The organism is Acidobacteriota bacterium (genome assembly GCA_030774055.1).
GTDB lineage: Bacteria > Acidobacteriota > Terriglobia > Terriglobales > Acidobacteriaceae > JACPNR01.
In genome coordinates, this window is sequence record JALYLW010000110.1 from 1 (window position 1) to 25,550 (window position 25,550).

Genomic DNA, 25,550 nt, shown 5'->3' on the forward strand with positions numbered 1-25,550 from the left:
GCCGGCGGGACGCCGGCGCTACTCTCGGTACTCGGCACTCGGTACTCGGTACTGCTTTCCGGGTGCTCACGAACGACGAGCACCTTCATGCCGAAGGCGAGAGCGAGTTGTGCGGCCGCAGAACCGATCGCCCCGAAGCCAATGAGCGCGACGGTGGAGCCGGAGAGTTCGCGCGGGCGCGGAGCCTCTCCGTTCTCCGCATCCCAGAGAAGTTGTTGCGCCCAGGTGCGCTGGTCCTGATAGTGGACGGCCTGCGGGATGCGTTTGGCGAGTGCGAGCATGAGCGCGAGTGCGTGCTCGGCGACGACCGGTCCGTGGACCGAGCTGGAGTTGGTGACGACGATGCTGGAGGCGGCGAGTTCGGGCGAGAGCAGGGCGTGGACGGCGGCGGCGGGGGAGTGGATCCAGCGCAGGCGCGGGGCGAGCGCGAGTTGGCCGGGCTTGAGCGACCATCCGAGAAAAATGCCGGTAGTGGGAAGTTCGCGCGCGAGGTCGTCGTAGGACTGGAGGTGCGTGACGGTGAGTTGGGGGAAGTCCGCGCGCAGGCGCTCGGCAAACCAGGTGGGCGCGTTCCAGAGAGCGAAGCGGTGGTGAGCGAGGATGAGGACTTTCATGCGGGGACGATTGTAATCAGGGGGACGATTGCTGGCGAACGTTCGCAGATCCTCCGCGCGCACAAACCGCGCGCGAAGGATGACGTCGCTGTTTTCTATTTGGTCGATGCAACGGGGACGAGCAGCGAGTGTCCGGTCATCTCTTTGGGTTGCGGCAGGCCGAGCAGGGTGAGGATGGTGGGCGAGATGTCTTGCAGCGCGCCGTCTTGTCTTAGCGAAAATGCTTTCGCATTTTCGGACACCAGCACGAGCGGGACCGGGTTGGTGGTGTGCGCGGTGTGCGGCCCGCCGCTCTTGGGATCGATCATCATCTCGGCGTTGCCGTGGTCGGCGGTGACAAGCATGGCGCCGCCTTTCGTGCGGAGGGCGGCGACGATCTCGCCGAGGCAGGCGTCCACGGTCTCCACGGCTTTGATGGTGGGCGGGATCTTGCCGCTGTGTCCGACCATGTCCGCATTGGCAAAGTTCACGATGATGACGTCGAAGTCGCCATGGTTGATCCCGTCGACGACGGTGGAGGCGATGCCCTGCGCGGACATTTCCGGCTTCAGGTCGTAGGTTGCGACCTTGGGCGAGGGGACGAGCGTCCGCTCCTCGCCGGGAAATGGCTCCTCGATGCCGCCATTGAAGAAATACGTGACGTGGGCATACTTCTCGGTCTCGGCGACGCGCAGGTTGCGCATCTTTTCGCCGGCCATCACGTTGGCGAGGATGTTGAGCAACGCGTCGGGCGCGACGACGAACGGCAGCGTGAACTGCTTGTCGTAGCGCGTCATGCAGATGTAGGTGAGATTCTTCGGGACGCGCGTGAGCGGGATGGCGGCGTCAAGACCTTCGGCGTCGGGAAGGTCGCGGCCGGCGTCGGCGGTGAGTCCGCTCTCGCGCGCGAGCGCGCGGGTGATCTGGCGGGCGCGGTCGGCGCGGAAGTTGAAGTTGATGCAGGAATCGTCTGCGCGGATGGTGGCGACGGGCTCGCCGCGATTGTCCACGCAGACGAACGGGACGACGAACTCGTCGGTGACGCCGCGGTTGTAGGAATCCTTCATCGCGGCGACGGGGTCGACGAACCTGCCACCCTCGCCATTGCCTTCGACCATCGCACTGAAGGCTTTGTCGATGCGCTCCCAGCGCTTGTCGCGGTCCATGGCGTAGTAGCGTCCGCTGACGGAGGCGACCTTCGCGGCCGAGCCAGTGTTGCGGATCTGCTGTTGCAGTTGCTCGATGTAGCCGGCGCCGTTGGTGGGGAGGGTGTCGCGACCGTCCATGAAGGGATGGACGAAGATGCGGTCCACCCCCTGCTGCTTGGCCAGCTTGATGATGGCGTAAAGATGCGTCTGCTGCGAGTGCACGCCGCCGTCGGAGAGCAGTCCGAAGACGTGCAGGCGGCGGCCGCCGGAGCGCGCGTTCTTCATCGCCGACAGCAGCACGGGGTTGGAGAAGAATTCGCCGTTCTCGATCATCAGGTCGAGCTTGGTGATGTCCATGTAGACGACGCGGCCGGCGCCGATGTTGAGATGTCCGACCTCGCTGTTGCCCATCTGGCCGGCGGGAAGGCCGACGGCGCGTCCGGAAGTCTGGATGAGGGTGTTGGGAAAATCGTGCAGCAGCTGGTCATAGACCGGCTTCTTCGCCAGCGCGATGGCGTTGGCGGGCGAGGCCGGGGCGTATCCCCAGCCGTCGAGTATGACGAGGACAAGTGGCTTTGGTCGTGGCATGAGAGCGGGATTGTAAATGAAGACGGCCCTGGCTCCGCAGTGATGGTGAGCGCCATAGCGATGGTTTCGGCTCGGTCGTGGACTGTGTCAGGCTCCAGCTTTGCTCGCCAAGTCGCCGTGGTAGTTCAGCGCTGCCAGGCCGAGGAAGCGGGCGGCGGCGCCGAGGTCTTCCTCGATGCGCAGCAGCTGGTTGTACTTGCAGATGCGGTCGGTGCGCGAGGCGGAGCCGGTCTTGATCTGGCCGGCATCGGTGCCGACGGCGAGGTCGGCGATGAAAGTGTCTTCGGTCTCGCCGGAGCGGTGCGAGATGACGGCGGTGTATCCGTTCTGGCGAGCGAGGGAGATGGCGTCAAGCGTCTCGCTGACGGTGCCGATCTGGTTGACCTTGACCAGGATGGAGTTGGCGACGCCGGAATCAATGCCCTGCTGCAAGCGCTTCGGATTGGTGACGAAGAGGTCGTCGCCGACGAGCTGGACCTTCGAACCGACTTCTTGGGTCAGCGCGCGCCAGCCTTCCCAGTCGTCTTCTGCCAAGCCGTCTTCGAGCGAGACGATGGGATACTGGCGGACCCAATCGGCCCAGTAGCGCACCATCTCGTCAGAGGTCTTCGCCGACTTGTCCGACTTCCAGAACAGGTACTTCCCTTTGCCTTCCTTGTAGAGCTCGCTGGTGGCGGGATCGAGCGCGATGGCGATCTGCTCGCCGGGCTTGTAGCCGGCCTGGGTGATGGCCTCGAGGATGACCTCGATGGCCTCGACGTTGGATTTGAGCGAGGGCGCGAAGCCGCCTTCGTCGCCGACACTGGTGTTGTAACCGCGTTTCTTCAACACGCCCTTGAGGGTGTGAAAGACTTCGGCGCCCATGCGCAGCGCTTCGGAGAACGAATGCGCCCCGACGGGCATGGCCATGAACTCCTGGAAGTCGACGTTGTTATCGGCGTGCGCGCCACCGTTGATGATGTTCATCATGGGGACAGGGAGCAGGTTGCCGTTGACGCCGCCGAGATAGCGGTAAAGCGGCATCTGGAGGGCGTTGGCGGCGGCGCGGCAGGCGGCCATGGAAACGGCGAGGATGGCGTTGGCGCCGAGGCGGGCTTTGTTCTCGGTGCCGTCGAGCTCGAGCATGCGATCATCGAGCTCGCGCTGGTTGGCGGAATCCATGCCCATGAGCGCGGGAGCGATCTCGGCCTGAACATTGGACACAGCCTTGAGCACGCCCTTGCCGAGGTAGCGATGCTTGTCGCCATCGCGCAACTCGACGGCTTCGTGCTCGCCGGTGGAGGCGCCGCTGGGGACGGCGGCTCGTCCCATGACCCCGCCGGCGAGGATGACTTCGGCTTCGACGGTGGGGTTACCGCGGGAATCGAGGATCTGGCGCGCGGTGATCTCGACGATGTTGGTCATGGCGTGAAGGCTCCTGACGACGCGCCAGATTATAGAGGATTGCAGATTGAAGATTGCAGATTGCTGAATAGGGTGGAAACCGGGGCCGAAGACCTACCACGGAGGCACCGAGGCACGGAGGCTCTTTATCACGAGGAGCTGACGCCGGAGCATGGTTGGTGGCTATAGGGGTTCTTCGACTCGCGCTCGGCAGGCCTCGCGCTTCGCTCAGAATGACAACTCCGTGGGCAATCTGCGGCAGGCCAAGCGCTTCACTCAGAATGACAATGGGTGGCAAGCTGCCGATTTACAGCGCGCGTATATAAAGGTAGGCTCACGCGAAGTTTGGCCGGCGATATGACCCAGGAGAATCCGTTTCCCGAGTTCTACCGGAAGTGCATCCGCAACATGCTGATCGGGACGGCGCTCTCGATCGGGCCGGCGGGCGCGTTCTACTTCTTCGTCTTTCCCTACAGCGGGCAGCAGTTGGCCGTGCTGGCGGTGCTGGGCGTGCTGGACCTGCTGGTCTTTTTTCCGCTAGACCTTGTGATGCTGAGATGGACGCTGCGCGATGTGCAGCGAGCGTTCGAGCCGGACGCAGATGAAGCGGCGAAGCGCGCGGGTCTGGCGGCGGCGTTGGATGCGCCGCGGAGGGTGATCTTCCCGCGCATCTATGGAGTCCACGCGGTGGCGGCGTCGGCGGGCATCACGCTGCTGGTGATGGCGGCGAACCGCTGGTTCGACCTGGGGATCCCGGCGCGGACGTTCCCGCTCTACTGGGTACTGAACCTGACCATCGTGCCGGTGGCGCACGTGGTCTACGAATTCGCGGCGATGGAGCGCGCGGTGCAGCCGCTGGCGGGCGAGCTGGTGCGAACGAGCTCGGCGACGATGGAATGCGGGCGTCCATTCACGCTGCGGCAGCGCATGCAGCGCTTCTTCCCCATGTTCGTGCTGGCGCCGATGGCGATCATCCTGCTGGCGCTGTATATGCACGCGACCGAGCACTGGTCCGCCATGCTCGACATCGGCCGCGTGATGCGCGACCTCGTCTCGATCGGGGCGGCGAGCGCAATCCTGTTTCTCTTCCTGATGTACACGCTGGGAAGACAACTTTCCCGGCAGACAGGGATGCTGGTGAGCGCGCTCGATCGCATCGGAGGCGGCGACTTTGCGGCGCGCGCGGAACTCTACACCACCGACGAGTTCGGGCAGATCGCCGGACACGTGAACACGATGGCCGCAGGACTGGCGGAGCGCGAACGGCTGCGCGACCTGTTCGGCGCATACATGACGACCGAGGTGGCCGCGGCGCTGCTCGCCAAGGGTGACCACTCGGCTGAGCGCACGGAGAAGCGCTACGTCGCCATCCTGTTCCTCGACGTGCGGGGCTTCACCGCGTTCAGTAACGAGCGCACGCCCGAGGTGGTGGTGGGAGTGCTGAACCGCCTGCTGGAAGCGGCGGTGGAGGCGATCGCGCAGCAACATGGGACGGTGAACAAGTACCTGGGCGACGGATTGCTCGCCGTCTTCGGCGCGCCCATCCCGCTCGAGAACCCGTGCGCGGCGGCGGTGGAGGCGGCGCTCGAGATCGCGAAGCGGGTGCGCGCGCTGAACCATCTGTTCGCGGCGACGGGGGTTCCGGCGATGAAGATCGGCATCGGGATCCATGCCGGCGAGGTGGTTGTAGGCTCGATAGGATCGCCGAAACATAAGCTCGAGTACACCGTGATCGGCGACGCGGTGAACGTAGCCTCGCGCATCGAGCAGTTGAACAAGCCGCTGGGGACCGAGTTGCTGGTGTCCGAAGAGGTGTGGTCGAAGTGTGGTCCGTTGCAGCAGGGGTTCGGCGCGGCGGTGAGCGAGCAGGTGAAGGGCGTGGAGCGGCCGGTGAGAGTCTATCCGGGGCGGTGAGCGCTGCGGCTATGCCGGCGCGGCCCGACCGGTGCTAGCGGCGCTAGCGGCGCTTGGGATCGGTTGGCGAGTAGCCGGAGAGACGACTATCGAGCTGCGCGACCTGGTGGCTGATGTCGATGAAGCGGTGTAAAGAGGTGCGCAGCATATCGCGCACTTCTTTCTGTTTCCGTTCGTCGGTGGTGGTGAGGGCGAGGTCGAACTGGAGCGCGAGCTCGTGCGCGTTGTTGCCGATCTGGTGGATGAGGGTGCGCATGGCGGAGAGAGCTGCGAGCGCGGTGGCTTCCGCAGAGGACGTAGGCGGCGGCAGGATGAAGTTGCTTCGTCCACCATCGCGACGTCTGATCCAGAGGGCAGCGGCAAAGGACACCCCGAGCGTAAGAACATAGAGTGAGCCGAGCCAGAGATCGGTGGCAGGGTGCATAGCGGTGGCTGCGGGAGATGGTAATCCTGCGCGGGCCGGAAGGAAAGTTACGAAGGTAACTTCTCTTCGAGGGCTCCGCGGCGGAGGCGCTACGCCCTCGCGCGTGGGCTCGCGCCGGCTCACTTCGTAAACCAGCGCTCGCTCCGCGCTCACCCCGCTCTCTTCTCTTCGGAGGGCCCCGTGGCGCGGTCGTTACGCCCGGGGGCGGCCGCGCCACATCATCGTTAGAGTTTGCTGCGGAGGAGGGAGATAACGTCGTCTGCGGTGATGACGCCGGTAAGGCGGCCGTGGGCGTCAACGACGGGAAGGGTCAGCAGGTTGTATTTATCGAAGCGTTCAGCGACCTCTTTCTCGTTGGCGCCGGCGTGGCAAGAGATGAGCTGGTCGGTCTTGAGCAGGATAAGCGGCGTGGCCTCGGGCGCGAGGACGAGGCGCGCGAGCGGGACAGCGCCAACCAGCCGCTCGCCGAAGTCGACGAGGTAGACGGTGTTCACGTTCTCGATCCCGCCCTCGAAGCTGCGCAGCATGTCGATGGCGTCGCCGACGGTGGCGATGGGCGCGAGCGCGATGTACTCGGTCGTCATCTTGCCGGCGGCGGTGTCTTGGTTGAACTCGAGCAGCTCGGCGACTTCCTCGCGCTCCTCGGGCTCCATCTCGCCGAGGATCTCTTCGGAGGTCTCGGCGGAGAGCTTGTCGAGCAGGTCGGCGGCGGCGTCGGGATGCATTTCTTCGACGATGTCGGCAGCGTGCTCGGGCTCGAGCGATTCGACGAGCGAGGCCTGCAACTTCGGATCGATCTCTTCCACCACCTCAGCGGCGACGTCCTCATCGAGCGCTTCAAAGACGGCCTCGCGCTCGGCCGGCGCAAGGTCTTCGAGGATGTCTGCGATGTCGGCGGGGTGGAGCTGGGAGAGGCGGTCGTGCGCGATCTTGAGTTTCACGCGGCGAGCCGGGTCAGTCTCGATGAGATCGACGAACTCCCACGGGATCTGCCGGGCGGGGATGCGGGTGAGCAAGGCGCGCAAGGCGCCACGCGGGACCACCCCTTGCAGAAGCTGGCGAACGGCGCCGCGCATGCCGACGTCTACGCCTTCGACTTTGAGGGCGACGTTTCCGTTGGAGAATCGCTCGGCGAAGTCAACGTCGTTGACGCGGACGACCTTGCGTCCGTTGACGTCGATGATCTGCTGATCGAGCAGGTCGCGGGAGAGCAGCAGCAAGCCTTCGGTACCTTCGACCGCGCGGAAATCGGCGCGGTCAGTGCCCAGGCGGATGCCGGTGGCGGTCACGCCGGCAACCGAGTCGGAGAGCACCATGCGGTCGCCTTGCTTGGTGCGGACGATGAAGCTGGTGATGTGCGAGCCATCCTGATGCGGGGCGAGGATGACTTCGCGGATGCGTCCGGCCACCGCCCCGGAGGAGTCGAGGACGGCGGCGCCAAGCAATTCGGTGAGAGCGATGGACATGACGAGATTTCGAGCTTCCCGTTTCCAGTGTAACCCTCGGCCCGATGCGGTAAGGACGCAAAAGTCGGGTGGTCGTGAGTATAGGGATGGTTCGACTCGCGCAGTGACTGCGCTCGCTCACCATGACAAAGCGGGGTCCGTTGACAATTGTGGAAGCGACAGGCACACTACCGCATTCCTGACTTTTGCAGTGGCCGCAGTGGGTGGCGCCCGCAAGCGTCGCGACGATCGGGCCGAAGGCCGGGGCAAACACTCTGAAAATGTCCGAGAAGCGGGTCTCGTTCACTCTGGAATCGACGCTGGACAGCGTGAACATGGCCGAAGAGAAGACCGAGCAGCTGGCCGCCGAACTCGGGTTCAGCGAAGAGGACTGTCACCGCCTGGCGATGGCGGTACGCGAAGCCATGGTGAACGCGGTGCTGCACGGCAACGCGTACGATCCGAAAAAGAGAGTCCACATAGCCTTCGAGCAGCACGGCAAGACGCTCACCATCGTGATCGGGGACGAAGGCAAAGGGCTGGACGAGGGAGAATTGCCTGACCCGTTAGCGCCGGAAAATCTTTTGAAGCAGTCGGGACGCGGGATCTTTCTGATGCGGTCGTTCATGGACGACGTGCGCATCCGGAACCTGCATCCGGGAACCGAAGTGCGATTGATCAAGACCGTCGGCGGCACGGCCGCAGACACCACGGAGGAACAGCAGCGATGATGAAAACTAGCACGCGGAAAGTGGACAATGTCACCATCGTGGACCTGAGCGGGCGGATCACGCTCGGCGAAGGCAGCGTGGTGCTGCGCGACACCATCCGCGACCTGATCGCCAAGGGTGACAAGAAGATCCTGCTCAACCTGGGCGAAGTGACCTATATCGACAGCTCGGGCATCGGCGAGCTGGTGAGCGCGTTCACCACCGTGCGCAACCAGGGCGGCGAATTGAAACTGCTCAACCTGACGAAGAAAGTGCACGACCTGCTGCAGATCACGAAGCTGTACACCGTGTTCGACGTGAAAGACGACGAAGTGACGGCGATCGGGTCGTTCACCAAGTAGGCCGCTATGCCGCGGATCTCGCGAGTCGAACGCAGCCAGCTAGACGCCGAGAACCAGGCCATCTACGACCATTACATGAAGCTGCGCGGGAACGTGCCCAACATGTTCCGCACCGTCGCGCATCGTCCGGAGATATTCCGCACCCTGATCGCGCACTTCCGCGCGGTGATGGAGACCGGGACGGTGCCGGCGAAGTTGAAAGAGCTGGCCATTGTCCGCACCAGCCAGCTCAATGTCTGCGAGTATTGACTGTCGTCGCACACCGCCTTGGCAAGGCGGCTGGGATGGAGTGACGACCTGCTCGCGCACCTCGCTGACTTCGAAACGCGCGCCGACCTTACCGACAAAGAAAAAGTTGCGTTGCGCTTTGCCGAGCGCATGACGGTTGACTCCCACAACGTGGACGAGGCGCTGTGGGAAGACCTGCGGCGGCACTTCGATGAAGGTGAGGTCGTGGAGCTGGCGAGCGTGGTCGGATTGTTCAACTACTTCAACCGCTTCAACGAAGCGCTGCAGATGGAACCGACGCAACCGGCGCAACCGGCGAAGTAGCGAGCGTTCACCGGTGAGCAACTTGATACAGCGACGCACCCTGGCGGCGGGTACGGTGGGCCATGCGTGCAGCCGACATCATGCGAAACCCCATGCGAATCCCCATACGAAACCCCGTGCGTCGGACCGCGGGCGTCACCGCCCTACTCGGTTTGCTCTCTTCGGTCGCGGTCGTCTCTTCTGCACAGGCGGCGTGCATTCCCTACACGGAAGCGCCGAACCGCGTGGGCGAGAGTGTCTGCGTCAGCGGAAAAGTGCTGAAGGTGGCGGAGGGAAAGAAAGGCGCATGGTTCCTGGATTTTTGCGAGGACTACGCGAAGTGTCCGTTCACTGTGGTGGTGTTCGCTTCGAACCTGCGCGACGTGGGCGACGTGCGGCGGCTCTCCGGCACGAACATCGAACTGTTCGGGAAGATCAAGCTGTATGGGGGACGGGCGGAGATCATCCTGAAAGACGGCCGGCAGTTACACGGCGAGGCCGCGAAGCTTCCGCCGATGCCGAAAGATTACGATGCGTCGCGACACGGCAGCTACAGCGCGGGACGCTACCGGACGAAGGGCAAGCCGGAGGACCTGAATCCGTCGAAGATCGACGCGGAGAAGCGGTGAAGGCTCGAGCTATTCCCAGAGTTTAGGGGAGGCGCGGCGAAGTTCGTCCATCGAGTATTTCGTCCCCCGCCAGATGATGCCGCCCTGGCGCAGCGTGACGACCAGCGACAACAGCATGGCGTAGGCCATCAGCAGACCGGCAATGGGGTTCAGCAGAAAATATGCCGGGTTGATGTTGTACATCTTGCGCAGGCGCACGTAGATCCAGAAGAGGCCAGCGAGTTCGATGGCGAAGCCAAGCTTGGCCCATCCGGGCGCGACAAACACAAAGACGAAGGGCGCGACGTGGAAAGCGAGCACGGCGGCCACGAGGGCGAGCGCGAGCCACCAGCGGAATCCGAGGGCGGCGTAAGCGTTCTTGGTGAGGTTGCGGACGGGACCGAGCGCGCCGCGTCCCCAGCGGATCTGCACCAGCTCCGGGCCGGTGGCGAAGCGCGAAGCGAAGCCGGCACGCTTGATGCGGCGTCCGAATTCCATGTCTTCGACGACCTGGAGGCGCAGCGCTTCCATCGTCCCGATGCCTTCATAGGCGCGACGGCGGACCAGGTTGAAGGCGCCCCATCCGATGAACGCCTTGGAGCGCGGGTCGCGGACCTTCCATGGACGCAGTCCGATCATCGCCAGCTGGATCATGGCGGTCATCATGCGCTCGCCCACGGTGAGCGCGAGCATGGTGGGCGCGAGCACGAGATGATCGGCGCGCTCGCTCTCCGCATAGGCGACGGCGCGGCGAAGCGAATCGGAGCGGAACATGACGTCGGCATCGGTGAACAGCAGCCACTCGCCGGTCGCGACCGCGGCCGCCTTCCCCATGGCGTGTGGCTTGCCCAGCCAGCCGGCGGGGAGGTTCTCGATGTGCAAGACCTTGAAGTCAAGCGCCGCGGCCGAGTGCGGCCGCGCCACGGCGGCGCGAAGTTTTTCCATGATCTCGCCGGTCGCATCGGTGGAGCGGTCGTTGACGGCGATGACTTCGAGGTTGTCGTAGTCCTGCTCGAGGAACGAGCCCAGGCAGGCGCCGATGGCTTCCTGCTCGTTGAGGGCGGGAACGATGACGGTGAGGCGCGGATGCTTCCCTGGCACTCCTTCCGGCCAGATGTCCCACTCCGGCAAGCTGAGGTTGGGGATGGTGTGCAGGCCGAGGGTGGCGTTGACGACGATGACGAGCATGACGGCGGCAACGATGCTGCCGTATATCCAGCAGAACCAGATCCACCAGAACCAGAGTGCGGTGGCGGTCGACGCCGACGTCAACGTCGTCATCGTCGTCATCATGGTCCGTGCCCGCCTCCTGCGACGGCGGGCTGGGCGGGCGTGGGTGGAGCAAAGCGCATGCCGTAGAGCAGCACGGCGGCGGCGAGTCCGATGGCGACGATGGTGGTGGAGAAGCCGGCTTGCAGCGAGCTGCGGTCGCTGATCCATCCGATGAGGGTGGGCGAAAAGGCGTCGCCGAGCAGATGGATGGTGAGCAGGTTGACAGCGATGGCGGTTCCGCGGATCGAAGCGCTGACCGAGTTGACGATGGCGGCGTTGAGTGGGCCGGTGTTGAGCAGCAGGAAGAACTCGGCGAAGAAGATGGCCGGGAACATGGGGCGTCCGGCGAGGTAGATGGCCATGGCCATGGCGGGCAGTCCGATGAGCATGCCGATGGCGGAGACGAGGTAATAGGCCTTGTGGGTGCGGCGCAGGTAGTGGTCACCGAGCCATCCGCCGAGAAGGGTGGCGAAGATGCCGCTGACCACGGTGATGCCGCCGAAGATGAGGCCGGCGTCGCGCAACGAGATGCCGCGCACGCGCGAGAGGAAGGTCGGCATCCAGACCTGAAGGCCGCCGAGCGCGAAGGTAAGGAACGCCATGCCGAGCGAAGCCGTCCAGAAAGCTTTGTTGCGGAAGAGTCCGAGGAAGGTGCTGCGCTCAGCCGTGATGGCGAGCGTGTCGGTGCGTCCGCGCTCGGGCTCTTGCATGAACATCATCGCAATGGCGAGCAGGATGCCGGGCGCGGCGGCAACGTAGAACGGCATGCGCCAGCCGTGAGTCGGACCTAACCACCCACCAAGAAGATAGCCGCAGGCGGTCCCGACGGGGATGGCGAGATAGAAGACGGAGAGCATGCGTCCGCGTTTGTGCTCGGGGAAAAGATCGGCGATGTAGCTGGGCGTCACGGTGACGAAGGTCGCTTCGCCTACGCCAACGATGATGTGGCGGATGAAGAGCGTCTGGTAGTCGTGGGTGAGCGCGGTCAGCAGCGTGGCGCCGCTCCATACGATGGAGCCCACCACGATGATCAGCTTGCGCGGCCAACGGTCAGCGAGCGGTCCGATGAAGGGCGCAGCCAGCATGTAGAAGATGAAGAAGGCGCTGCTCAGCAGTCCGACTTGCTTGTCGCTGAGGTGGAATTCGTGCTGCACCAGCGGCTGCACCGCGAACAGGATCGAACGATCGATGTAATTGAAGAAGTTGAGCGTGGTGAGGATGAGCAGTGTGGTGCGGGGATGGATGGCGTGGGGCATTGCGGGATGGGGGAGTGTAGCAAATCGGACGATCGAGGGATCGGGGATCAAAGCACCGCAACGGGGACGGGCGAGCTTTCCGAGATCCTCCGCTCGGGCTAAAGCCACTCGCGAAGGATGACGTTTCTCTAAGTCTTATTTCTTGGGGCGGGGGTAGCGGGCTTCGACCGTAGTGCCGATGCCGCCGCGGCGGTTGAACTCGCCGCGCACCACCGCCCACACCGGCTTCGCCGCCTTGACCACGTCTTCGAGGACGCGGTTCACGATGTTCTCCTGGAAGATGCCGAGGTTGCGGTATTCGAGGACGTATTCCTTCAAGGACTTGAGTTCGAGGCAGGCGCGGTCAGGCATGTACTTGATGTAAAGGATCCCGAAGTCGGGCAGCCCGGTCTTGGGGCAGACCGAGGTGAACTCCGGAACGTCGATGGTGATCTCGTAGCGGGGAAACTGGTTGGGAAAGGTCTCGATCGCGGGAAAGCGATGGTTGAGGCCGGCGCGGGCGTGGGTCGAGGTGTAGCGGGGTGACCTTGGCATTAGGGACATTGTAACGGGTGAGATGCGTCGTCGCTGTCTTCTCCGTCAGGGCTCCGCAGCAGGAGCTGCTGCGCCCTCGCGCTCTGCTCGCGCATTCCGGCGCTCGCTCCGCGCTCACCCCCGCCGGAAAGGGGCGCGGCCCTCGCAACGCTCCTCAGCATGACACCTCGCATGTTGGTTCGGTATCGGACCCCGCAATGAAATCGAGACCTTCGGCTCCGGACTGCATCTAATCGGAAAGACACAGCAAAAGCAGGCCGGGAACGGGAATGCCGGTTACTTGCGGTGGTTCTGGCGGGTGGAAGGGGCGGGCTCCAGTCCGCTATAGTTAAGGTTTCCCCCGAGTGGAAATCGTGCGCGGGGAGCCGTGTTTTCCAGGGTTTGAGTACGAACGCAAGGCCCGAACGAGGCCGCTGCGGTCTTCGGTGGGGATAGATCCCAAGAGATAACGATGAACGGTAGACGATGGAGGATGGTGGTGGTGGCGGTGGTCGCCGCCTTGCTGCTGGTGGCGTTCGTGAGCCGCGGCGGCGAGATACCAGTGCGCGCCGAAAAGGCGCAGCGCGAACTCATCGTGAACACCATCTCGACCAACGGCAAGATCGAGCCCATGGATAATTTCGAAGCGCATGCCCCAGCGGCGACGACGGTGAAGAAGCTGTTCGTCCACGAGGGCGACCGGGTGCAGGCGGGCCAGAAGATCCTGCAGCTCGACGATGCGAACGCGCGCGCCGACGCGGCGCGGGCACTGGCGCGATTGAAGTCTGCCGAGGCCGACCTGGCGGCGATGAAGACGGGCGGCACGCACGAAGAGGTACTGAACCGGCAAGCCGACCTGGTGAAGGCGCGCGCAGAGCGCGATTCGGCACAGCGCAACCTGCAAGCGATGCGCGAGCTGGAGCGACGCGGCGCAGCGTCGCCGGCCGAGGTGCAGGAAGCGGACAACCGTTTCCAGCGAGCGCAGGCAGACGTGACCGCGTTCGAGCAGAAGCAGAGCTCGCGCTACTCACGGCCCGAGGAAGCGAAGATCCAGGCGCAGGCGGGCGAGGCGCGCGCGACCTATCAAGCGGCGCAATCCTTATTGAAGACTGCGAATGTTACGGCGCCGCGCGATGGTGTGGTGTATTCCCTGCCCATCCGCGAAGGCCAGTACGTGAATGCCGGCGACCTGCTGGCACAGATCGCCGACTTGAAGAAGTTGCAGGTGCGCGCCTTCGTGGACGAGCCGGAGATCGGCAAGCTGGCCACGGGCCAGCCCGTGCTGATCACGTGGGACGCGCTGCCGGGCAGGTCATGGTCGGGCATGTTGGCGCGGGTGCCGACGACGGTGAGCCCGCGCGGGACGCGCACCGTGGGCGAGATCACCATCGACGTGGAGAATGGAGACCAGAAATTGCTGCCCAACGTGAACGTGAGCGTGACGGTGACGACAGCAAAGCACGACAGCGCGTTGACCGTCTCGCGGGAAGCGGTGCACCAGGAAAACGGGAAACGCTTTGTCTATGAGGTGGTGAAAGACCAGCTCAAACGCCAGGACGTAGAGACCGGCGTGATGAGCTTGACGCGCATCGAGATCACCAAAGGCGTCTCCGACGGTTCGCAGATCGCGCTCGGCGCGGTGACCGGGCAGGCGCTCAAGAACGGCATGGAAGTAAGGGTGGTACAGCGTTGAAGAAGTTTTTAGCAGTCTTGCTGTTGGGCCTGGCCTTGGCGTCGGCATTGGCGCTACCCCCGGAGGCGCTCGCCATGGGGTCGAGCGCGAAGGAAGCGCTGAAGGCCGGGCGGATGGACGAAGCCATCACGCTGCTGCGTGCGGCTACGCAGGAGAAAAGCAATCCCGCCGAGGCGTGGCATCTGCTCTCGAAAGCCTACCTTGCACTCGAGCGCTGGGATGATGCGGTGAAAGCGGCGGAGAAGGCGGTGGCGCTCGAGCCGAACAACAGCGACTATCACCTCTGGCTGGGCCGCGCCTACGGCAACAAGGCGGAGAACTCTCCGTTCTGGGTGGCGTGGGGGATGGCCAAGAAAGTCCGGATGGAATTCGAGGCCGCGGTGCGGATCAACGCCAACAACGTGGATGCGCGCACCGACTTGGCGGAGTTCTTCATCGAGGCTCCGTCGATGCTGGGGGGCGGGCGCGAGAAAGCGGTAGCGGAAGCGGACCGCATCGCGGGACAGAATGAGAGCGCGGCGCACTGGGTGCGTGGATACCTCGCCGAAAAAGATAAGGACAACGCCACGGCCGAAAAGGAATACGTTGCCGCGGTGGCAGCGAGCGGCAACCAGGCGGGACGCTGGCTCGACGTCGCTTCGTTCTATCGCCGCACCGACCAGAAATCGAAGATGGAAGCGGCGGTGAACAAGGCCATCGCGGCGGAGAAGAAGAGTGATGAGACGCTGTACGATGCGGCGTCTATCCTGTTCCGCGCGGGGCGCAACTTCACCCTCGCCAGCCGTTTGTTGCGGAGCTATCTGAAGAATCCCAGCAGCGATGAAGCGCCGGCGTTCAAGGCACACTATCTGCTGGGACAGATCCTGGAGAAGCAAGGCGACAAGGGCGGAGCGGCGGCCGAGTATGAAGCCGCGCTCTCACTGGCGCACGATTTCCAGAATGCGCAGACCGCGCTGAAACGCGTCCGCGGACAGTAACGGGAGGGGTGCCCTCGGCCCTCGCCGCGGCCGGCGCCAAGCCCCACAGCCACCGCAAAACACCGGTTTCCTAACCATTAGTTTCCTGTGGCAAGCGCCGCCACATCGCGGTACGCTTCCGCCGTGGCGATGAAGATCCTGCACGACGTGGAGCGGCTGAGCGAGTACTGGTGGCTGGTGCTTTTGCGCGGCCTGCTCGCGCTAGTGTTCGCGGCAATAGTGTGGGTGGCGACCGGCGTACTGCACGTCGACTACGGGCCGGCGATCGCGTTGGTGTTCATCCAGGCTTGCTTCGGGTCGTACTTGCTGATCGCGGGACTTTTCTCCATCACCTTGGGCATGCTGGTGCTGCGGCACCGGCATTGGCCGGTCACGCTGCTGCATTCCACGCTGCTGCTGGTGCTGGCGGGTTGGCTGATGTTTTCCGAGGCCGACAACATCGTGCCGCTGGCGGCGCTGGTGGCGGCCCATGCCGTGATCGGCGGCATGGGAGAGATCTCGCTCGCACGCCATATGCGGCGGCACCAGTTGCAGGGGGCGGCGCTGGTCGCCACTGCCATGTTCTCGTTCGGCGCGGCGGCGGCGCTGGTGCTCGCGATGCGCAACGTCGAACGCCTGATCGTGGTGACCTCGGTGTATGCCACGGTCTTCGGAGTGGTGCTGATCGCGACGTCATTCCAGTTACGCTCGCTGCGGCGGCAGGCGATGGCGGCGGCAGAGGCATAGGCACAAGTACGAAGTCCAAGTCGCCAAGTCGCCAAGTCGCTCCATCTTTGTAAGGCTTGGTCTGCCCTGTTACGATTCTCTGTTTGGAAAATCCAGTCCAAAACGCCGTGAACAGCCGTGGTGTGAGTAGCCCGGCGCGCAATGCCGGGGCCGCGGTCCGGCGCTTCCAGAACTATGTGGACGGGCGCTTTGCCGGCGGAGCGCGCGAGTTTGATGACGTCAATCCCGCCGACGGCACGGTGATCGCGAAGGTCGCCGAGGCTGATCGCGAGCTGGTTGACGCTGCGGTACACGCCGCCCGACGAGCGGCGGCGGGTACGTGGGGAAAGGCGGGTGTCCGCGAGCGCGCGACGATGCTGAACAAGATCGCCGACGGCATCGAGCGGCGTTTCGATGACTTCCTCGCCGCCGAGGTCGCCGATACCGGCAAGCCAATTTCGCTGGCCAAGCGATTAGACATCCCACGCGGCGCGGCGAATTTCCGCACCTTCGCCGACATCATCAAGACGACCGGCGTGGAAGCGTATCAATCCGAAACACCGGATGGCCGGCAGGCGCTGAACTACGCCGTGCGCAAACCGATGGGGGTGGTCGGCATCGTCACGCCGTGGAACCTGCCGCTGTTGCTGCTGACGTGGAAGACCGCGCCGGCGCTGGCGTGCGGGAACGCGGTCGTGGTGAAGCCTTCAGAAGAAACGCCGGCGACGGCAACACTGCTCGCTGAGGTGATGCACGAGGCGGGAGTGCCGGCGGGCGTGTTCAACCTGGTGCACGGCTTCGGGCCGGAGTCGGCGGGCGAGTTTTTGACGACGCATCCCGAGGTGGACGCGATCACCTTCACCGGCGAATCAAAGACCGGCGCGGCCATCATGAAAGCGTGCGCGCCGGGAGTGAAGCCGGTGTCGTTCGAGTTGGGCGGAAAGAACGCGGCCATCGTGTTTGCCGATGCGGACTTCGACGCCGCGGTCGCCGGCATCGCGGAAGCCGTCTTCATGAACACCGGGCAGGTCTGCCTGTGCGCGGAGCGCGTGTATGTGGAGCGCGGCATCTTCGAAAGGTTCGTCGCGGCGCTGAAGCAACAGGCGGAAGCGCAAGTGGCGGGCTGGCCGATGGATAGTAAGACGACGCTAGGACCTCTGATATCAGCCTCTCACCGCGATAAGGTGATGGGATACTTTAAGTTGGCGCGGGAGGAAGGCGCGACCGTGGTGACCGGCGGCGGCGCGCCGAAGTTCGGCGACGCGCGCGACGACGATGCCCGAAACCGGGGCTTCTGGGTGCAACCGACTATCCTGACGGGTTTGGAGGAGTGCGCGCGCTGCGTGCGCGAGGAGATATTCGGGCCGGTGGCACACCTGGCGCCGTTCGATACCGAAGAGCAGGCGGTCGCGCTGGCGAATGACACACCATACGGACTGGCCGCTTCGATATGGACGACGCGGCTCGACCGGGCGCATCGCGTGGCGCAGCAGATGCGCGCGGGCATCACGTGGGTGAACTCGTGGTTCCTGCGCGACTTGCGGACGCCGTTTGGGGGCGTAGGACTCTCGGGCATCGGACGCGAAGGCGGAGTGCACTCTCTGGATTTCTACTCGCAGCTGAACAATGTGTGCATCAAGATCTGAGCAGCGGACTCCGAGGACTGACAAACAACCTATGGACACGAAGGTAGTGGCGGGCAAGGCGAAGCCGCTGGGAAAATATTCGCACGTGAAGCGCGCGGGAGATTTCCTGTTCGTCTCAGGAACGAGCGCGCGGCGCGCCGACGATTCGGTCGCGGGGGCGGAGCCCGGCGCCGATGGCACGATGCAGCTCGATATCCGCGCCCAGACGCGGGCAACGATCGAGAACATCCGCGACATCCTGGCGAGCGCCGGCGCCTCGCTCAAGGATGTGGTGGAGATGAACTCGTACCTGGTAGAGATGAAAGATTTTGCCGGCTACAACGAAGCCTACGCCGAGTATTTCGACGAGGACGCGCCAGCGCGCACGACGGTAGGGGTGCGCGAGCTACCCGGGCCGCACCTGCTGATCGAGATGACCGCGCGGGCGTACAAGCCGGAAAAGAAATAGAGGACGCACTCATGCCATCCATCAAGACGCTGAAAGCTTTCAACTTCCAGAAATGGATAGACGCGAACAAAGACAAGCTGAAGCCGCCGGTCGGCAACCAGCAGGTGTGGGAAGACGGCGAGATGATGGTGACGGTGGTCGGTGGGCCGAACCAGCGGCGCGACTTCCATGACGATCCGACGGAGGAGTTCTTCTACCAGCTGAAGGGCAACATCGTGGTGCGGCTGATGCCGGAGGCGGGCAAGCCGCCGGTAGACGTCCCGATCAACGAGGGCGACATCTTTCTGCTGCCGGCGCACATGCGTCATTCGCCGCAGCGCGGGCCGGATACGATCGGAGTGGTGATCGAAGTGCCGCGACCAGAGGGCACGGTGGACGCGTTCGAGTGGTACTGCCAGAAATGCCACCACCGGCTGCATCGCGCGGAGAAGCGCATCGAGAGCATCGTGAAAGACCTGCCGCCGATCTTCGAGCAGTTCTACGGCAGCATGGAAGCGCGGACGTGCAAGCAGTGTGGGGCGGTGCATCCGCCGAAGGGCCAATGATCGGCATGGCACAGACCATCGACATGCACACGCACTGGTTCCCCGAGTCCTGGCCGGACTTGGCGAAGCGCTATGGCACGCCGGATTGGCCACTCATCAAGCACACTGGACCGGGCACGGCGGAGATATTTATCGGCCATAACTGTTTCCGGAAAATCACTGCGGCGTGCTGGGACCCGGAAGTGCGGCTCGAAGAGATGGACCGCGACGGCATCGAGCTGCAGCTCATCTCGCATACGCCGGTGCTGTTCTCCTACGAGCGTCCGGTGGCGCATGCGGATGACGTGTCGAAGTTCTTCAACGATGCGCTGCTCGAGTTCTGCGCGCGCGGCAAGGGGCGGCTGAAATCGCTTTGCCAGGTGCCGCTGCAGGACACGAAGGCGGCAGTGCGGGAGCTTTCGCGCTGCATGAAGGCCGGTCACGTGGGCGTGGAGATCGGCAACCACGTCGGCGAGAAAAACCTGGACGATCCCGGCATCATCGAGTTCCTCGGCCACTGTGCCGCGGAGGGCGCGGCGGTGCTGGTGCATCCGTGGGACATGATGGGGAGCGAGCGCATGCCGAACTACATGATGCCGTGGACGGTCGGCATGCCAGCGGAGACGCATCTCGCCATCGTCTCATTGATCAAGAGTGGCGGATTCGACCAGCTGCCAAAAGACCTGCGCATCTGTTTCGCGCACGGCGGCGGGAGTTTCGCGTTCCTGCTCGGGCGGCTGGAGAATGCGTGGGCGCACCATCCCGTGGCGCGCGGCAAGAGCGAGCTGCCTCCCAGCCACTACGTGAGCCGTTTTTACGTGGACTCGGCGGTGTTCGACCAGAACGCGCTGCAACTTCTGGTGCAGGTGATGGGAAGCGATCGCGTGGTGCTGGGGTCGGATTATCCGTTCCCGCTCGGCGAGGAGAATATCGGACGCCTGGTGCGCGAAAGCAAGCTCGCTCCCGACGTGAAAGCGAAGATCCTGGGCGCGAACGCTCACGGCTGGCTGAACCTGTCGAAGAAGACGAAGTCGAAGGGAACAATGGATAAAGCTGCCGCCGGAAACGCCGGAAACAAAGACAAGAAAGGCGAAGGGGTGGTGGCCACGGCCGGATGTCCGATGGGCAAGCCGGCGGAGAGCAGCGCGTACGGTGGGGCTTCTGGCGGGAGCGGGAAAGCGGGCGGGACGGGCGCTCCGTTGCTGACCTATTCGTCCTACCTGCGCATCCCGGAGCTGCTGCACCTGCAGCATCCGCAATCGAAGCCGGAGCACCACGACGAGATGATGTTCATCATCATCCACCAAACCTACGAGCTGTGGTTCAAGGAATTGCTGCACGACCTGGACGCGGTCACGGCGGCCTTCCGCCATGTGAGCGAGAACGCGGCACGGCGGGAAGAGATCTATGAGGCGGCGCGGCTGCTGCGGCGCTGCACCGAGATCATGCGCGTAGCGGTCTCGCAGTTCACCATCCTGGAGACCATGCTGCCAACGCACTTCCTCGCCTTCCGCGGGAAGCTGGAGCCGGCGAGCGGATTCCAGTCGGAGCAATTCCGCGAGATCGAGTTCCTGTGCGGGCAGAAAGACGAGAAGCTGCTGCGCCACCACGACCCGTCGCCGGAGGCGATGGCGGCGCTGCAGCGGCGCTTGGCCGAGCCGTCGCTGCACGACGTGTTCTTCGACGCGCTGCACACCATCGGGAAATTGAAGACGCCGCGCGCGCAAACGAATGAAGAGCAGCGCGCGCTGGCCGTCCGCGACCTTTACACGGACGAGCAGCACTTCCGCGACTGGATCGACGTGTGCGAGCGCCTGGTGGAGTTCGACGAGCTGGTGATGAGCTGGCGGCTGCGGCACATCCAGCTGGTGGAGCGGACGATCGGCATGCGTTCGGGAACGGGCGGCTCGGCGGGGTCCAGCTACCTGCGCACCACCCTCGACAAGAAGTTTTTCCCCGAGCTGTGGGAAGCGCGGACGATGCTGGAGCAGCCCAGCCAATCCGATCTCGAGCAAGCACGCGAAAAAACCTAATGACCGCGGCGGCCGACATCACGCTGGTGGGCTCCGGCCTGACCGGGCCGCTGCTCGCCATCGAGCTGAAGAAGCGCGGCCACGCGGTAAGGCTCTACGAGCGGCGGCCGGACATGCGCCGGGTGAAGATCAGTGCGGGCCGATCGATCAACCTGGCGCTCTCGACGCGCGGCATCCACGCGCTGCGCGCCGCCGGCATCTGGCGGGAGATGCAGAAGATCATCATCCCCATGCGCGGGCGGATGATGCACTCGGTGGCAGGCGAGCTGAGCTTCATGCCCTACGGCAAAGACGCGACCGAGGTCATCAACTCGATCTCGCGCGCCGAGTTGAACATCGCGCTGATGAACGCCGCCGAGGCGAGAGGTGTGGCCATCGAATTCAACCGTCGTTGTGTTGGATATGATGCGCGCACCGGGGAACTGCGGCTGCGCGATGAAGAGAGCGGCAACGAGCGCGCGGTGGAGTCGGCGATCGTGATCGGGACCGATGGGGCGGCCTCGGCCATCCGTTTGGCGATGCAGGCCACGCTGCCGCGCTTCAACCTCGCGCAGCAATATCTCGACTACGGCTACAAGGAGCTGACCATCCCGGCGGGCAAGGACGGCCAGCACCAGCTCGACGTTCATCAGTTGGACAAGCACGCGCTGCACATATGGCCGCGCGGCAGCCTGATGCTGATCGCGCTGCCGAACATCGATGGGACGTTTGGGTGCATCCTGTTCCTGCCGTTCGCGGGCAAGGACTCGTTCGGCGAGCTGGACTCGAACGCCAAGGTGCGCGCGTTCTTCGAAGCGCAGTTCCCCGACGCGCTGCGGCTCATGCCCGGGCTGATGGAGAACTACAACGCCAACCCGGTGGGCGCGATGGTGACGATCAAGTGCTCGCCGTGGCACAGTGATGGGCGCGCGCTGCTGCTGGGCGACGCCGCCCACGCCATCGTGCCATTTTTTGGCCAGGGGCTGAACTGCGCGTTCGAGGATTGCACCGTGCTGCTCGAACTGCTCGACCGCGGAGGCAAGGACAAGGATTGGGACCGTCTGTTCGCCGAGTTCGAAGCAGCACGCAAGCAGAACACTGACGCGATCGCCGACCTTGCGCTGGAGAACTTTGTCGAGATGCGCGACAAGGTCGCCGACCCGCGGTTCTTGTTCCGCAAAAAAGTGGAGCTGGCGCTGGAGGCGAGATATCCGGGACATTTCGTTCCCAAATATGCGATGGTGACCTTCCACCGTCTGCCGTACTCGGTGGCCTGGTCGCGCGGCCGGATCCAGGACACCATCCTGGGCGAGCTGTGCGAGGGGATCGAGCGGGTGGAGCAGCTGGATTGGAAGCGCGCGGACGAGCTCATCCAGCGTGAGCTTGCGCCGCTGGGAGCAGGATTGGGAGCGCCATTGGGAGTGGGACAGGATGCCTGAGACGGAAACCATGCGTGAGTCCGCGGCCGCGCTCGATGCGCGCGATCCGCTGGCAAAGTATCGCGAGCGGTTTTATTTCCCGCGCACGCCGCAGGGCGAGCCGGTGGTCTACCTGGTGGGGCACTCGCTCGGGCTGCAGCCGAAGACGGCGCGCGCATATCTCGAGCAGGAGATGAAGGACTGGGAAGAGCTGGGCGTACATGCGCACCTGCAGGCGAAGTCCCCGTGGGTGCCGTATCACCGCTTCCTCGCCGACCAGACGGCGCGGCTGGTGGGCGCGAGATCGAGCGAAGTGGTGGTGATGAACTCGCTCACCGTGAACCTGCACCTGATGATGGTGTCGTTCTTCCGGCCGACGAAGCAGCGGCACAAGATCGTGATCGAGCGCGGCGCCTTCCCCTCCGACCAATACGCGATCAAGTCGCAACTGCGCTATCACGGCCTCGATCCGGCAACCTCGTTGATCGAACTCACGCCGCGCGCGCGCGAGGCGACGCTGCGCGATGAGGATATCCGCGCGACCATCGACGGAATCGGCGAGACCATCGCGCTGGTGCTGCTGGGCGGCGTGAATTATTCGACGGGACAGGCCTTCGACATGCCCGGCATCACCAAGGCGGGGCACGCGCAAGGGTGCGTGGTGGCCTTCGATCTCGCGCACGCGGCGGGAAACGTCGTGCTCCGGCTGCACGACTGGGACGTGGACTTCGCGGTGTGGTGCAACTACAAGTACGTGAATGGCGGGCCGGGATGCGTGGGCGGATGCTTCGTCCATGAACGGCACGCGCGGGCGTTCGAGCTGCCGCGCTTCGCGGGATGGTGGGGGCACGACGAAGGAACGCGCTTCCGCATGGGCCCTGACTTCCAGCCGATGGCGGGCGCGGAGGGCTGGCAGATATCGAATCCTCCGGTGCTCTCGATGGCGGCACTACGGGCGGCGCTCGAGATCTTCGAGGAGGCCGGGATGGAGGCGCTGCGGCTGAAGAGCGTGGCCTTGACCCGATATCTGGAGTCGTTGCTGGAGCAGCATCAGAGCCCGCGCTTCACCGTGATCACGCCGAGCGAGGCGTCGCGGCGCGGCGCCATGCTGGCCATCCGCATCTTGGAGAACGCAAGCAAGGAACACGCCAATAAGTTGGTGGAGCGGCTGGCGGAGGCGGGCGTGATGACGGACTTCCGCGAGCCGAATATCCTGCGCGTGACGCCGGTGCCGCTCTACAACTCGTTCACCGACGTGGCAAAGTTCGTCGAGCAGTTCGTTGCAGGAGTCAGCAGTTAGAAGTCAGTAGCCGCCGCGGGACGTCGTTCGCGTACTCTCCTCGCGAATCCTCCCTCGCGGATCCTCCTTCGCGGATCTCCCTCCTCAGGCAAACCGAAGAACGGACTGCAACACGATCTTGAAGGCGGGCGCCTGCGGGTCGATGAGGTCTAAGTGTCCCGCATCGGCGAGCTCCACGAGTTCGACCGGGCCGTGGTCGGCGCGGCGCTGCGCGAGGAAGGACTGGCTGAGGGCGATGGGGACAACGTCGTCGTGCGTTCCGTGGATGAGCGTGCGCGGGATGGCGGAGGCGTGGCGGGCGGCGTCGGCAGCGGCGTAGGCCTCGGGCTTTTCGGCGGGAGTGCCGCCGAGGAAGCCGACGACAGCGTCATGGCTGAGGTGGAGGTCGTAAGCGAGTTGCAGGTCGGCGACGGGAGCGAGCGCAACTACCCCCTTCATGGCAGAGGTTGCGGCTGCGAGGCGGAGCGCGAGGTGGCCGCCGGCGGAGTGTCCCACGACCACGGGGGGAGCGGCGAAGTGCTGGCGCGCGGCGGCGAGGCCGGCGCGGACGTCGTCGAAGCTGGCCGGCCATCCGCCGGCGTTTCCGTTGCTACCGTCGTTCTTGCCCACGCGGCGATATTCCAGGCTGGCGGTGGCAATGCCGGCAGCGGATAGCGCCGCGCACAGATGACTGGCATGGGTAAGGTCATAGCGCGCGCGCCAGAAGCCACCGTGGATCATTAATAGGAAACCAACCGCAAAGCCACGCGGCTTTGAACCGGGCGTGGAGGCGGGCAAGAACAGGTCGAAGAACTGGCTGACGTCGGCGCCATAGGCGTGGCGCTGGTCAGCGGGGATGGGTGGCACAGCAGTGATATCGCGCGACATGCGGGAGACAGTCTACAGGCGCGAGCAGATGCCGCGCAGGTGGCGGCATTGGGACGGCTAGCCGCGGCCGGTTATCTGTTATCTGTTATCTGTGATCTGTGATCTGTGATCTGCGATCTATACCGGCTGCACCAACCAGGGGACGCTCGGCTTGCTGCGCAGCGAGGGCGCGGGATAATACTCGCGCAGCGCTTCGATCACGCGGTCCATGTCGGGCGGCTTAGGGAAGAAGCGATCGGCGCCGGCGGCCAAGGCGAAGTCGGCGCCATGATCGTCGGTGGTGCCGCTGACCACGAAGATGCGCACGTCGCCGGTGCGGGCGAAGGACCTGATGTGCTGGATGACGTCGAGTCCATGGCCGCTGGGCAGTTCGAGGTCGAGGATGACGGCGTCGACGTGGCAAGAGTCCAGGATGCGAGTGGCCTCGGGAATGTCTCCGGCGAAGAAGATGGTGAAGCCGGAGTGCTTGAGGCAATGCGCGACGAGGTTGGAGACTACGGGATCGTCATCCACGACCAGGATGTTGCGCACGATGGCGGAGGGCTCCGGGAAAGCTTGCGCAAGTTCAGGCGCAAGCGCGTTGGCGCCGGCGCTGGGAAATACGACCGCCACATCATCCACCGGCTCGGGAAAAGGAATGAGCCGGCCAGACGGAACGCACCGTTCGAGCGCGGCGTCGAGGAGGCGGAAGTCAGGAGACTTGACCAGGAAAGCGTCGGCACCCATCGCGAGTGCAGCCTGCTCGTGCTCCGCCGATGCGGTGAGCACGATGACGGGCACCATCGCAGTTTTGGGCGACGTCTTGAGACGCTGCAACACCTCGGGGCCACCTTCGCCGGAAAGCTGCAAGTCGAGGATCACAAGGTGAGGACGCGCGCGCGCGCACGTCATCACGGCGTGCTGCGCGTCGAACGCGACGCCGGCGTGGTGTCCCGTTTGGTTGAGGTGCTGGGAGAGGAGTTGGGACGCAGCCCGGTCCCCGTCAACGATAAGGATGTTCATCTCCCATTCAGTCTAGAGCGGCGCGCTCAGCGCGCGGCAGGAAGCGGGGAGGTGCGTCCGCGTGAAGTCCATTATGGGACTACGGAGTGGCTGGCCAGCGTTGACCCTGCCGAAACCCGCTGTTATGATGGCTTTGCGGGGTGGAGCAGTCTGGTAGCTCGTTGGGCTCATAACCCAAAGGTCGGTGGTTCAAATCCACCCCCCGCAACCA

General features: G+C 64.4%; 25 protein-coding genes and 1 tRNA gene. 16 read left to right on the forward strand and 10 right to left on the reverse strand.

Translation table 11 applies throughout. From position 1 onward, the window contains the following. The 3 genes from M3P27_08940 to eno all read right to left on the reverse strand — a co-directional run. On the reverse strand, positions 1-614 hold a 614-nt coding region (locus M3P27_08940; protein ID MDP9268433.1), incomplete at its 3' end, for a hypothetical protein. A 95-nt stretch (positions 615-709) separates the two neighbouring features. After that, positions 710-2,329 (reverse strand): 2,3-bisphosphoglycerate-independent phosphoglycerate mutase, encoded by a 1,620-nt coding sequence (gene gpmI, locus M3P27_08945; GenBank protein MDP9268434.1) that lies wholly within the window; start codon positions 2,327-2,329, stop codon positions 710-712. An 87-nt stretch (positions 2,330-2,416) separates the two neighbouring features. Then, positions 2,417-3,733, reverse strand: coding sequence for a phosphopyruvate hydratase (gene eno / locus M3P27_08950; GenBank protein ID MDP9268435.1), 1,317 nt, complete (start codon positions 3,731-3,733; stop codon positions 2,417-2,419). Between the two features lie 336 nt (positions 3,734-4,069). Here eno and M3P27_08955 point away from each other — a divergent pair, with 336 nt between their 5' ends. After that, positions 4,070-5,626, forward strand: coding sequence for a HAMP domain-containing protein (locus tag M3P27_08955; protein MDP9268436.1), 1,557 nt, complete (start codon positions 4,070-4,072; stop codon positions 5,624-5,626). Between the two features lie 43 nt (positions 5,627-5,669). Here the strand turns inward: M3P27_08955 and M3P27_08960 are convergent, their stop codons facing one another. Beyond that, complete coding sequence (locus M3P27_08960) at positions 5,670-6,050, reverse strand: hypothetical protein (protein MDP9268437.1); 381 nt, start codon at positions 6,048-6,050, stop codon at positions 5,670-5,672. A 224-nt stretch (positions 6,051-6,274) separates the two neighbouring features. Continuing rightward, the gene (locus M3P27_08965; GenBank protein MDP9268438.1) at positions 6,275-7,516 is read right to left on the reverse strand and encodes a CBS domain-containing protein; all 1,242 of its coding nucleotides are present in this window, start codon (positions 7,514-7,516) and stop codon (positions 6,275-6,277) included. A gap of 260 nt (positions 7,517-7,776) precedes the next feature. Here M3P27_08965 and M3P27_08970 point away from each other — a divergent pair, with 260 nt between their 5' ends. The 5 genes from M3P27_08970 (at position 7,777) to M3P27_08990 (ending at position 9,727) form a co-directional block, all read left to right on the forward strand. Next, positions 7,777-8,226 carry an ATP-binding protein gene (locus tag M3P27_08970; protein ID MDP9268439.1) on the forward strand — a complete coding sequence of 150 codons (450 nt, stop codon included), beginning with the start codon at positions 7,777-7,779 and terminating at the stop codon, positions 8,224-8,226. After that, positions 8,226-8,567 (forward strand): STAS domain-containing protein, encoded by a 342-nt coding sequence (locus tag M3P27_08975; GenBank protein ID MDP9268440.1) that lies wholly within the window; start codon positions 8,226-8,228, stop codon positions 8,565-8,567. Before M3P27_08970 ends, M3P27_08975 begins: the two co-directional genes overlap by 1 nt. Before the next feature lie 6 nt (positions 8,568-8,573). Further along, positions 8,574-8,816 (forward strand): carboxymuconolactone decarboxylase family protein, encoded by a 243-nt coding sequence (locus tag M3P27_08980; GenBank protein MDP9268441.1) that lies wholly within the window; start codon positions 8,574-8,576, stop codon positions 8,814-8,816. Positions 8,817-8,834: 18 nt separating this feature from the next. Continuing rightward, the gene (locus M3P27_08985; GenBank protein MDP9268442.1) at positions 8,835-9,119 is read left to right on the forward strand and encodes a hypothetical protein; all 285 of its coding nucleotides are present in this window, start codon (positions 8,835-8,837) and stop codon (positions 9,117-9,119) included. A gap of 116 nt (positions 9,120-9,235) precedes the next feature. Continuing rightward, positions 9,236-9,727: an OB-fold nucleic acid binding domain-containing protein gene (locus M3P27_08990; GenBank protein MDP9268443.1), complete on the forward strand. Its 492-nt coding sequence runs from the start codon at positions 9,236-9,238 to the stop codon at positions 9,725-9,727. Between the two features lie 9 nt (positions 9,728-9,736). Here the strand turns inward: M3P27_08990 and M3P27_08995 are convergent, their stop codons facing one another. From M3P27_08995 to queF, 3 genes are all read right to left on the reverse strand, one after another. Then, a complete protein-coding gene (locus tag M3P27_08995) occupies positions 9,737-10,999 on the reverse strand; it encodes a glycosyltransferase (protein MDP9268444.1) in 1,263 nt (420 codons plus the stop codon). Next, positions 10,996-12,234: an MFS transporter gene (locus M3P27_09000; GenBank protein ID MDP9268445.1), complete on the reverse strand. Its 1,239-nt coding sequence runs from the start codon at positions 12,232-12,234 to the stop codon at positions 10,996-10,998. Before M3P27_09000 ends, M3P27_08995 begins: the two co-directional genes overlap by 4 nt. A gap of 135 nt (positions 12,235-12,369) precedes the next feature. Then, positions 12,370-12,768 (reverse strand): preQ(1) synthase, encoded by a 399-nt coding sequence (gene queF, locus M3P27_09005; protein ID MDP9268446.1) that lies wholly within the window; start codon positions 12,766-12,768, stop codon positions 12,370-12,372. A gap of 451 nt (positions 12,769-13,219) precedes the next feature. Here queF and M3P27_09010 point away from each other — a divergent pair, with 451 nt between their 5' ends. The 9 genes from M3P27_09010 (at position 13,220) to kynU (ending at position 23,470) form a co-directional block, all read left to right on the forward strand. Beyond that, entirely contained in the window at positions 13,220-14,440 is a 1,221-nt protein-coding gene (locus tag M3P27_09010; protein MDP9268447.1) for an efflux RND transporter periplasmic adaptor subunit, read from the forward strand. Next, the gene (locus M3P27_09015) at positions 14,437-15,417 is read left to right on the forward strand and encodes a tetratricopeptide repeat protein (protein ID MDP9268448.1); all 981 of its coding nucleotides are present in this window, start codon (positions 14,437-14,439) and stop codon (positions 15,415-15,417) included. The genes M3P27_09010 and M3P27_09015 overlap by 4 nt, the downstream gene beginning before the upstream one ends. 123 nt (positions 15,418-15,540) lie before the next feature. Then, a complete protein-coding gene (locus M3P27_09020) occupies positions 15,541-16,143 on the forward strand; it encodes a hypothetical protein (protein MDP9268449.1) in 603 nt (200 codons plus the stop codon). Between the two features lie 122 nt (positions 16,144-16,265). Next, complete coding sequence (locus M3P27_09025; GenBank protein MDP9268450.1) at positions 16,266-17,768, forward strand: 2-hydroxymuconic semialdehyde dehydrogenase; 1,503 nt, start codon at positions 16,266-16,268, stop codon at positions 17,766-17,768. Positions 17,769-17,799: 31 nt separating this feature from the next. Next, the gene (locus M3P27_09030; protein MDP9268451.1) at positions 17,800-18,216 is read left to right on the forward strand and encodes a RidA family protein; all 417 of its coding nucleotides are present in this window, start codon (positions 17,800-17,802) and stop codon (positions 18,214-18,216) included. 11 nt (positions 18,217-18,227) lie between these two features. Further along, positions 18,228-18,761 carry a 3-hydroxyanthranilate 3,4-dioxygenase gene (locus M3P27_09035; protein ID MDP9268452.1) on the forward strand — a complete coding sequence of 178 codons (534 nt, stop codon included), beginning with the start codon at positions 18,228-18,230 and terminating at the stop codon, positions 18,759-18,761. A 5-nt stretch (positions 18,762-18,766) separates the two neighbouring features. Then, a complete protein-coding gene (locus M3P27_09040) occupies positions 18,767-20,773 on the forward strand; it encodes a tryptophan 2,3-dioxygenase family protein (protein ID MDP9268453.1) in 2,007 nt (668 codons plus the stop codon). After that, positions 20,773-22,191: an FAD-dependent monooxygenase gene (locus tag M3P27_09045; GenBank protein MDP9268454.1), complete on the forward strand. Its 1,419-nt coding sequence runs from the start codon at positions 20,773-20,775 to the stop codon at positions 22,189-22,191. The genes M3P27_09040 and M3P27_09045 overlap by 1 nt, the downstream gene beginning before the upstream one ends. Beyond that, on the forward strand, positions 22,184-23,470 hold the full coding sequence (gene kynU, locus M3P27_09050; GenBank protein ID MDP9268455.1) for a kynureninase: 1,287 nt from the start codon (positions 22,184-22,186) through the stop codon (positions 23,468-23,470). Before M3P27_09045 ends, kynU begins: the two co-directional genes overlap by 8 nt. Positions 23,471-23,554: 84 nt before the next feature. Here the strand turns inward: kynU and M3P27_09055 are convergent, their stop codons facing one another. Further along, entirely contained in the window at positions 23,555-24,337 is a 783-nt protein-coding gene (locus M3P27_09055) for an alpha/beta fold hydrolase (protein ID MDP9268456.1), read from the reverse strand. Positions 24,338-24,454: 117 nt separating this feature from the next. Continuing rightward, entirely contained in the window at positions 24,455-25,339 is an 885-nt protein-coding gene (locus tag M3P27_09060) for a response regulator (GenBank protein MDP9268457.1), read from the reverse strand. A 134-nt stretch (positions 25,340-25,473) separates the two neighbouring features. On the opposite strand from M3P27_09060, the gene M3P27_09065 reads away from it, so the two are divergent. Next, positions 25,474-25,550 (forward strand) — tRNA-Met (locus M3P27_09065).

Bases quoted from the DNA above. Each gene is read 5' to 3' on its own strand.
- queF (MDP9268446.1), bottom strand. From the start codon at position 12,768: ATGCCAAGGTCACCCCGCTACACCTCGACCCACGCCCGCGCCGGCCTC.
- M3P27_08955 (MDP9268436.1), top strand. From the start codon at position 4,070: ATGACCCAGGAGAATCCGTTTCCCGAGTTCTACCGGAAGTGCATCCGC.
- M3P27_09045 (MDP9268454.1), top strand. From the start codon at position 20,773: ATGACCGCGGCGGCCGACATCACGCTGGTGGGCTCCGGCCTGACCGGG.
- M3P27_09040 (MDP9268453.1), top strand. From the start codon at position 18,767: ATGGCACAGACCATCGACATGCACACGCACTGGTTCCCCGAGTCCTGG.
- M3P27_09000 (MDP9268445.1), bottom strand. From the start codon at position 12,234: ATGCCCCACGCCATCCATCCCCGCACCACACTGCTCATCCTCACCACG.
- M3P27_08965 (MDP9268438.1), bottom strand. From the start codon at position 7,516: ATGTCCATCGCTCTCACCGAATTGCTTGGCGCCGCCGTCCTCGACTCC.
- M3P27_09010 (MDP9268447.1), top strand. From the start codon at position 13,220: ATGAACGGTAGACGATGGAGGATGGTGGTGGTGGCGGTGGTCGCCGCC.
- M3P27_09055 (MDP9268456.1), bottom strand. From the start codon at position 24,337: ATGTCGCGCGATATCACTGCTGTGCCACCCATCCCCGCTGACCAGCGC.
- eno (MDP9268435.1), bottom strand. From the start codon at position 3,733: ATGACCAACATCGTCGAGATCACCGCGCGCCAGATCCTCGATTCCCGC.
- M3P27_08980 (MDP9268441.1), top strand. From the start codon at position 8,574: ATGCCGCGGATCTCGCGAGTCGAACGCAGCCAGCTAGACGCCGAGAAC.
- M3P27_08995 (MDP9268444.1), bottom strand. From the start codon at position 10,999: ATGATGACGACGATGACGACGTTGACGTCGGCGTCGACCGCCACCGCA.
- M3P27_09060 (MDP9268457.1), bottom strand. From the start codon at position 25,339: ATGAACATCCTTATCGTTGACGGGGACCGGGCTGCGTCCCAACTCCTC.
- M3P27_09035 (MDP9268452.1), top strand. From the start codon at position 18,228: ATGCCATCCATCAAGACGCTGAAAGCTTTCAACTTCCAGAAATGGATA.
- kynU (MDP9268455.1), top strand. From the start codon at position 22,184: ATGCCTGAGACGGAAACCATGCGTGAGTCCGCGGCCGCGCTCGATGCG.
- M3P27_08960 (MDP9268437.1), bottom strand. From the start codon at position 6,050: ATGCACCCTGCCACCGATCTCTGGCTCGGCTCACTCTATGTTCTTACG.
- M3P27_08970 (MDP9268439.1), top strand. From the start codon at position 7,777: ATGTCCGAGAAGCGGGTCTCGTTCACTCTGGAATCGACGCTGGACAGC.
- M3P27_09030 (MDP9268451.1), top strand. From the start codon at position 17,800: ATGGACACGAAGGTAGTGGCGGGCAAGGCGAAGCCGCTGGGAAAATAT.
- gpmI (MDP9268434.1), bottom strand. From the start codon at position 2,329: ATGCCACGACCAAAGCCACTTGTCCTCGTCATACTCGACGGCTGGGGA.
- M3P27_08975 (MDP9268440.1), top strand. From the start codon at position 8,226: ATGAAAACTAGCACGCGGAAAGTGGACAATGTCACCATCGTGGACCTG.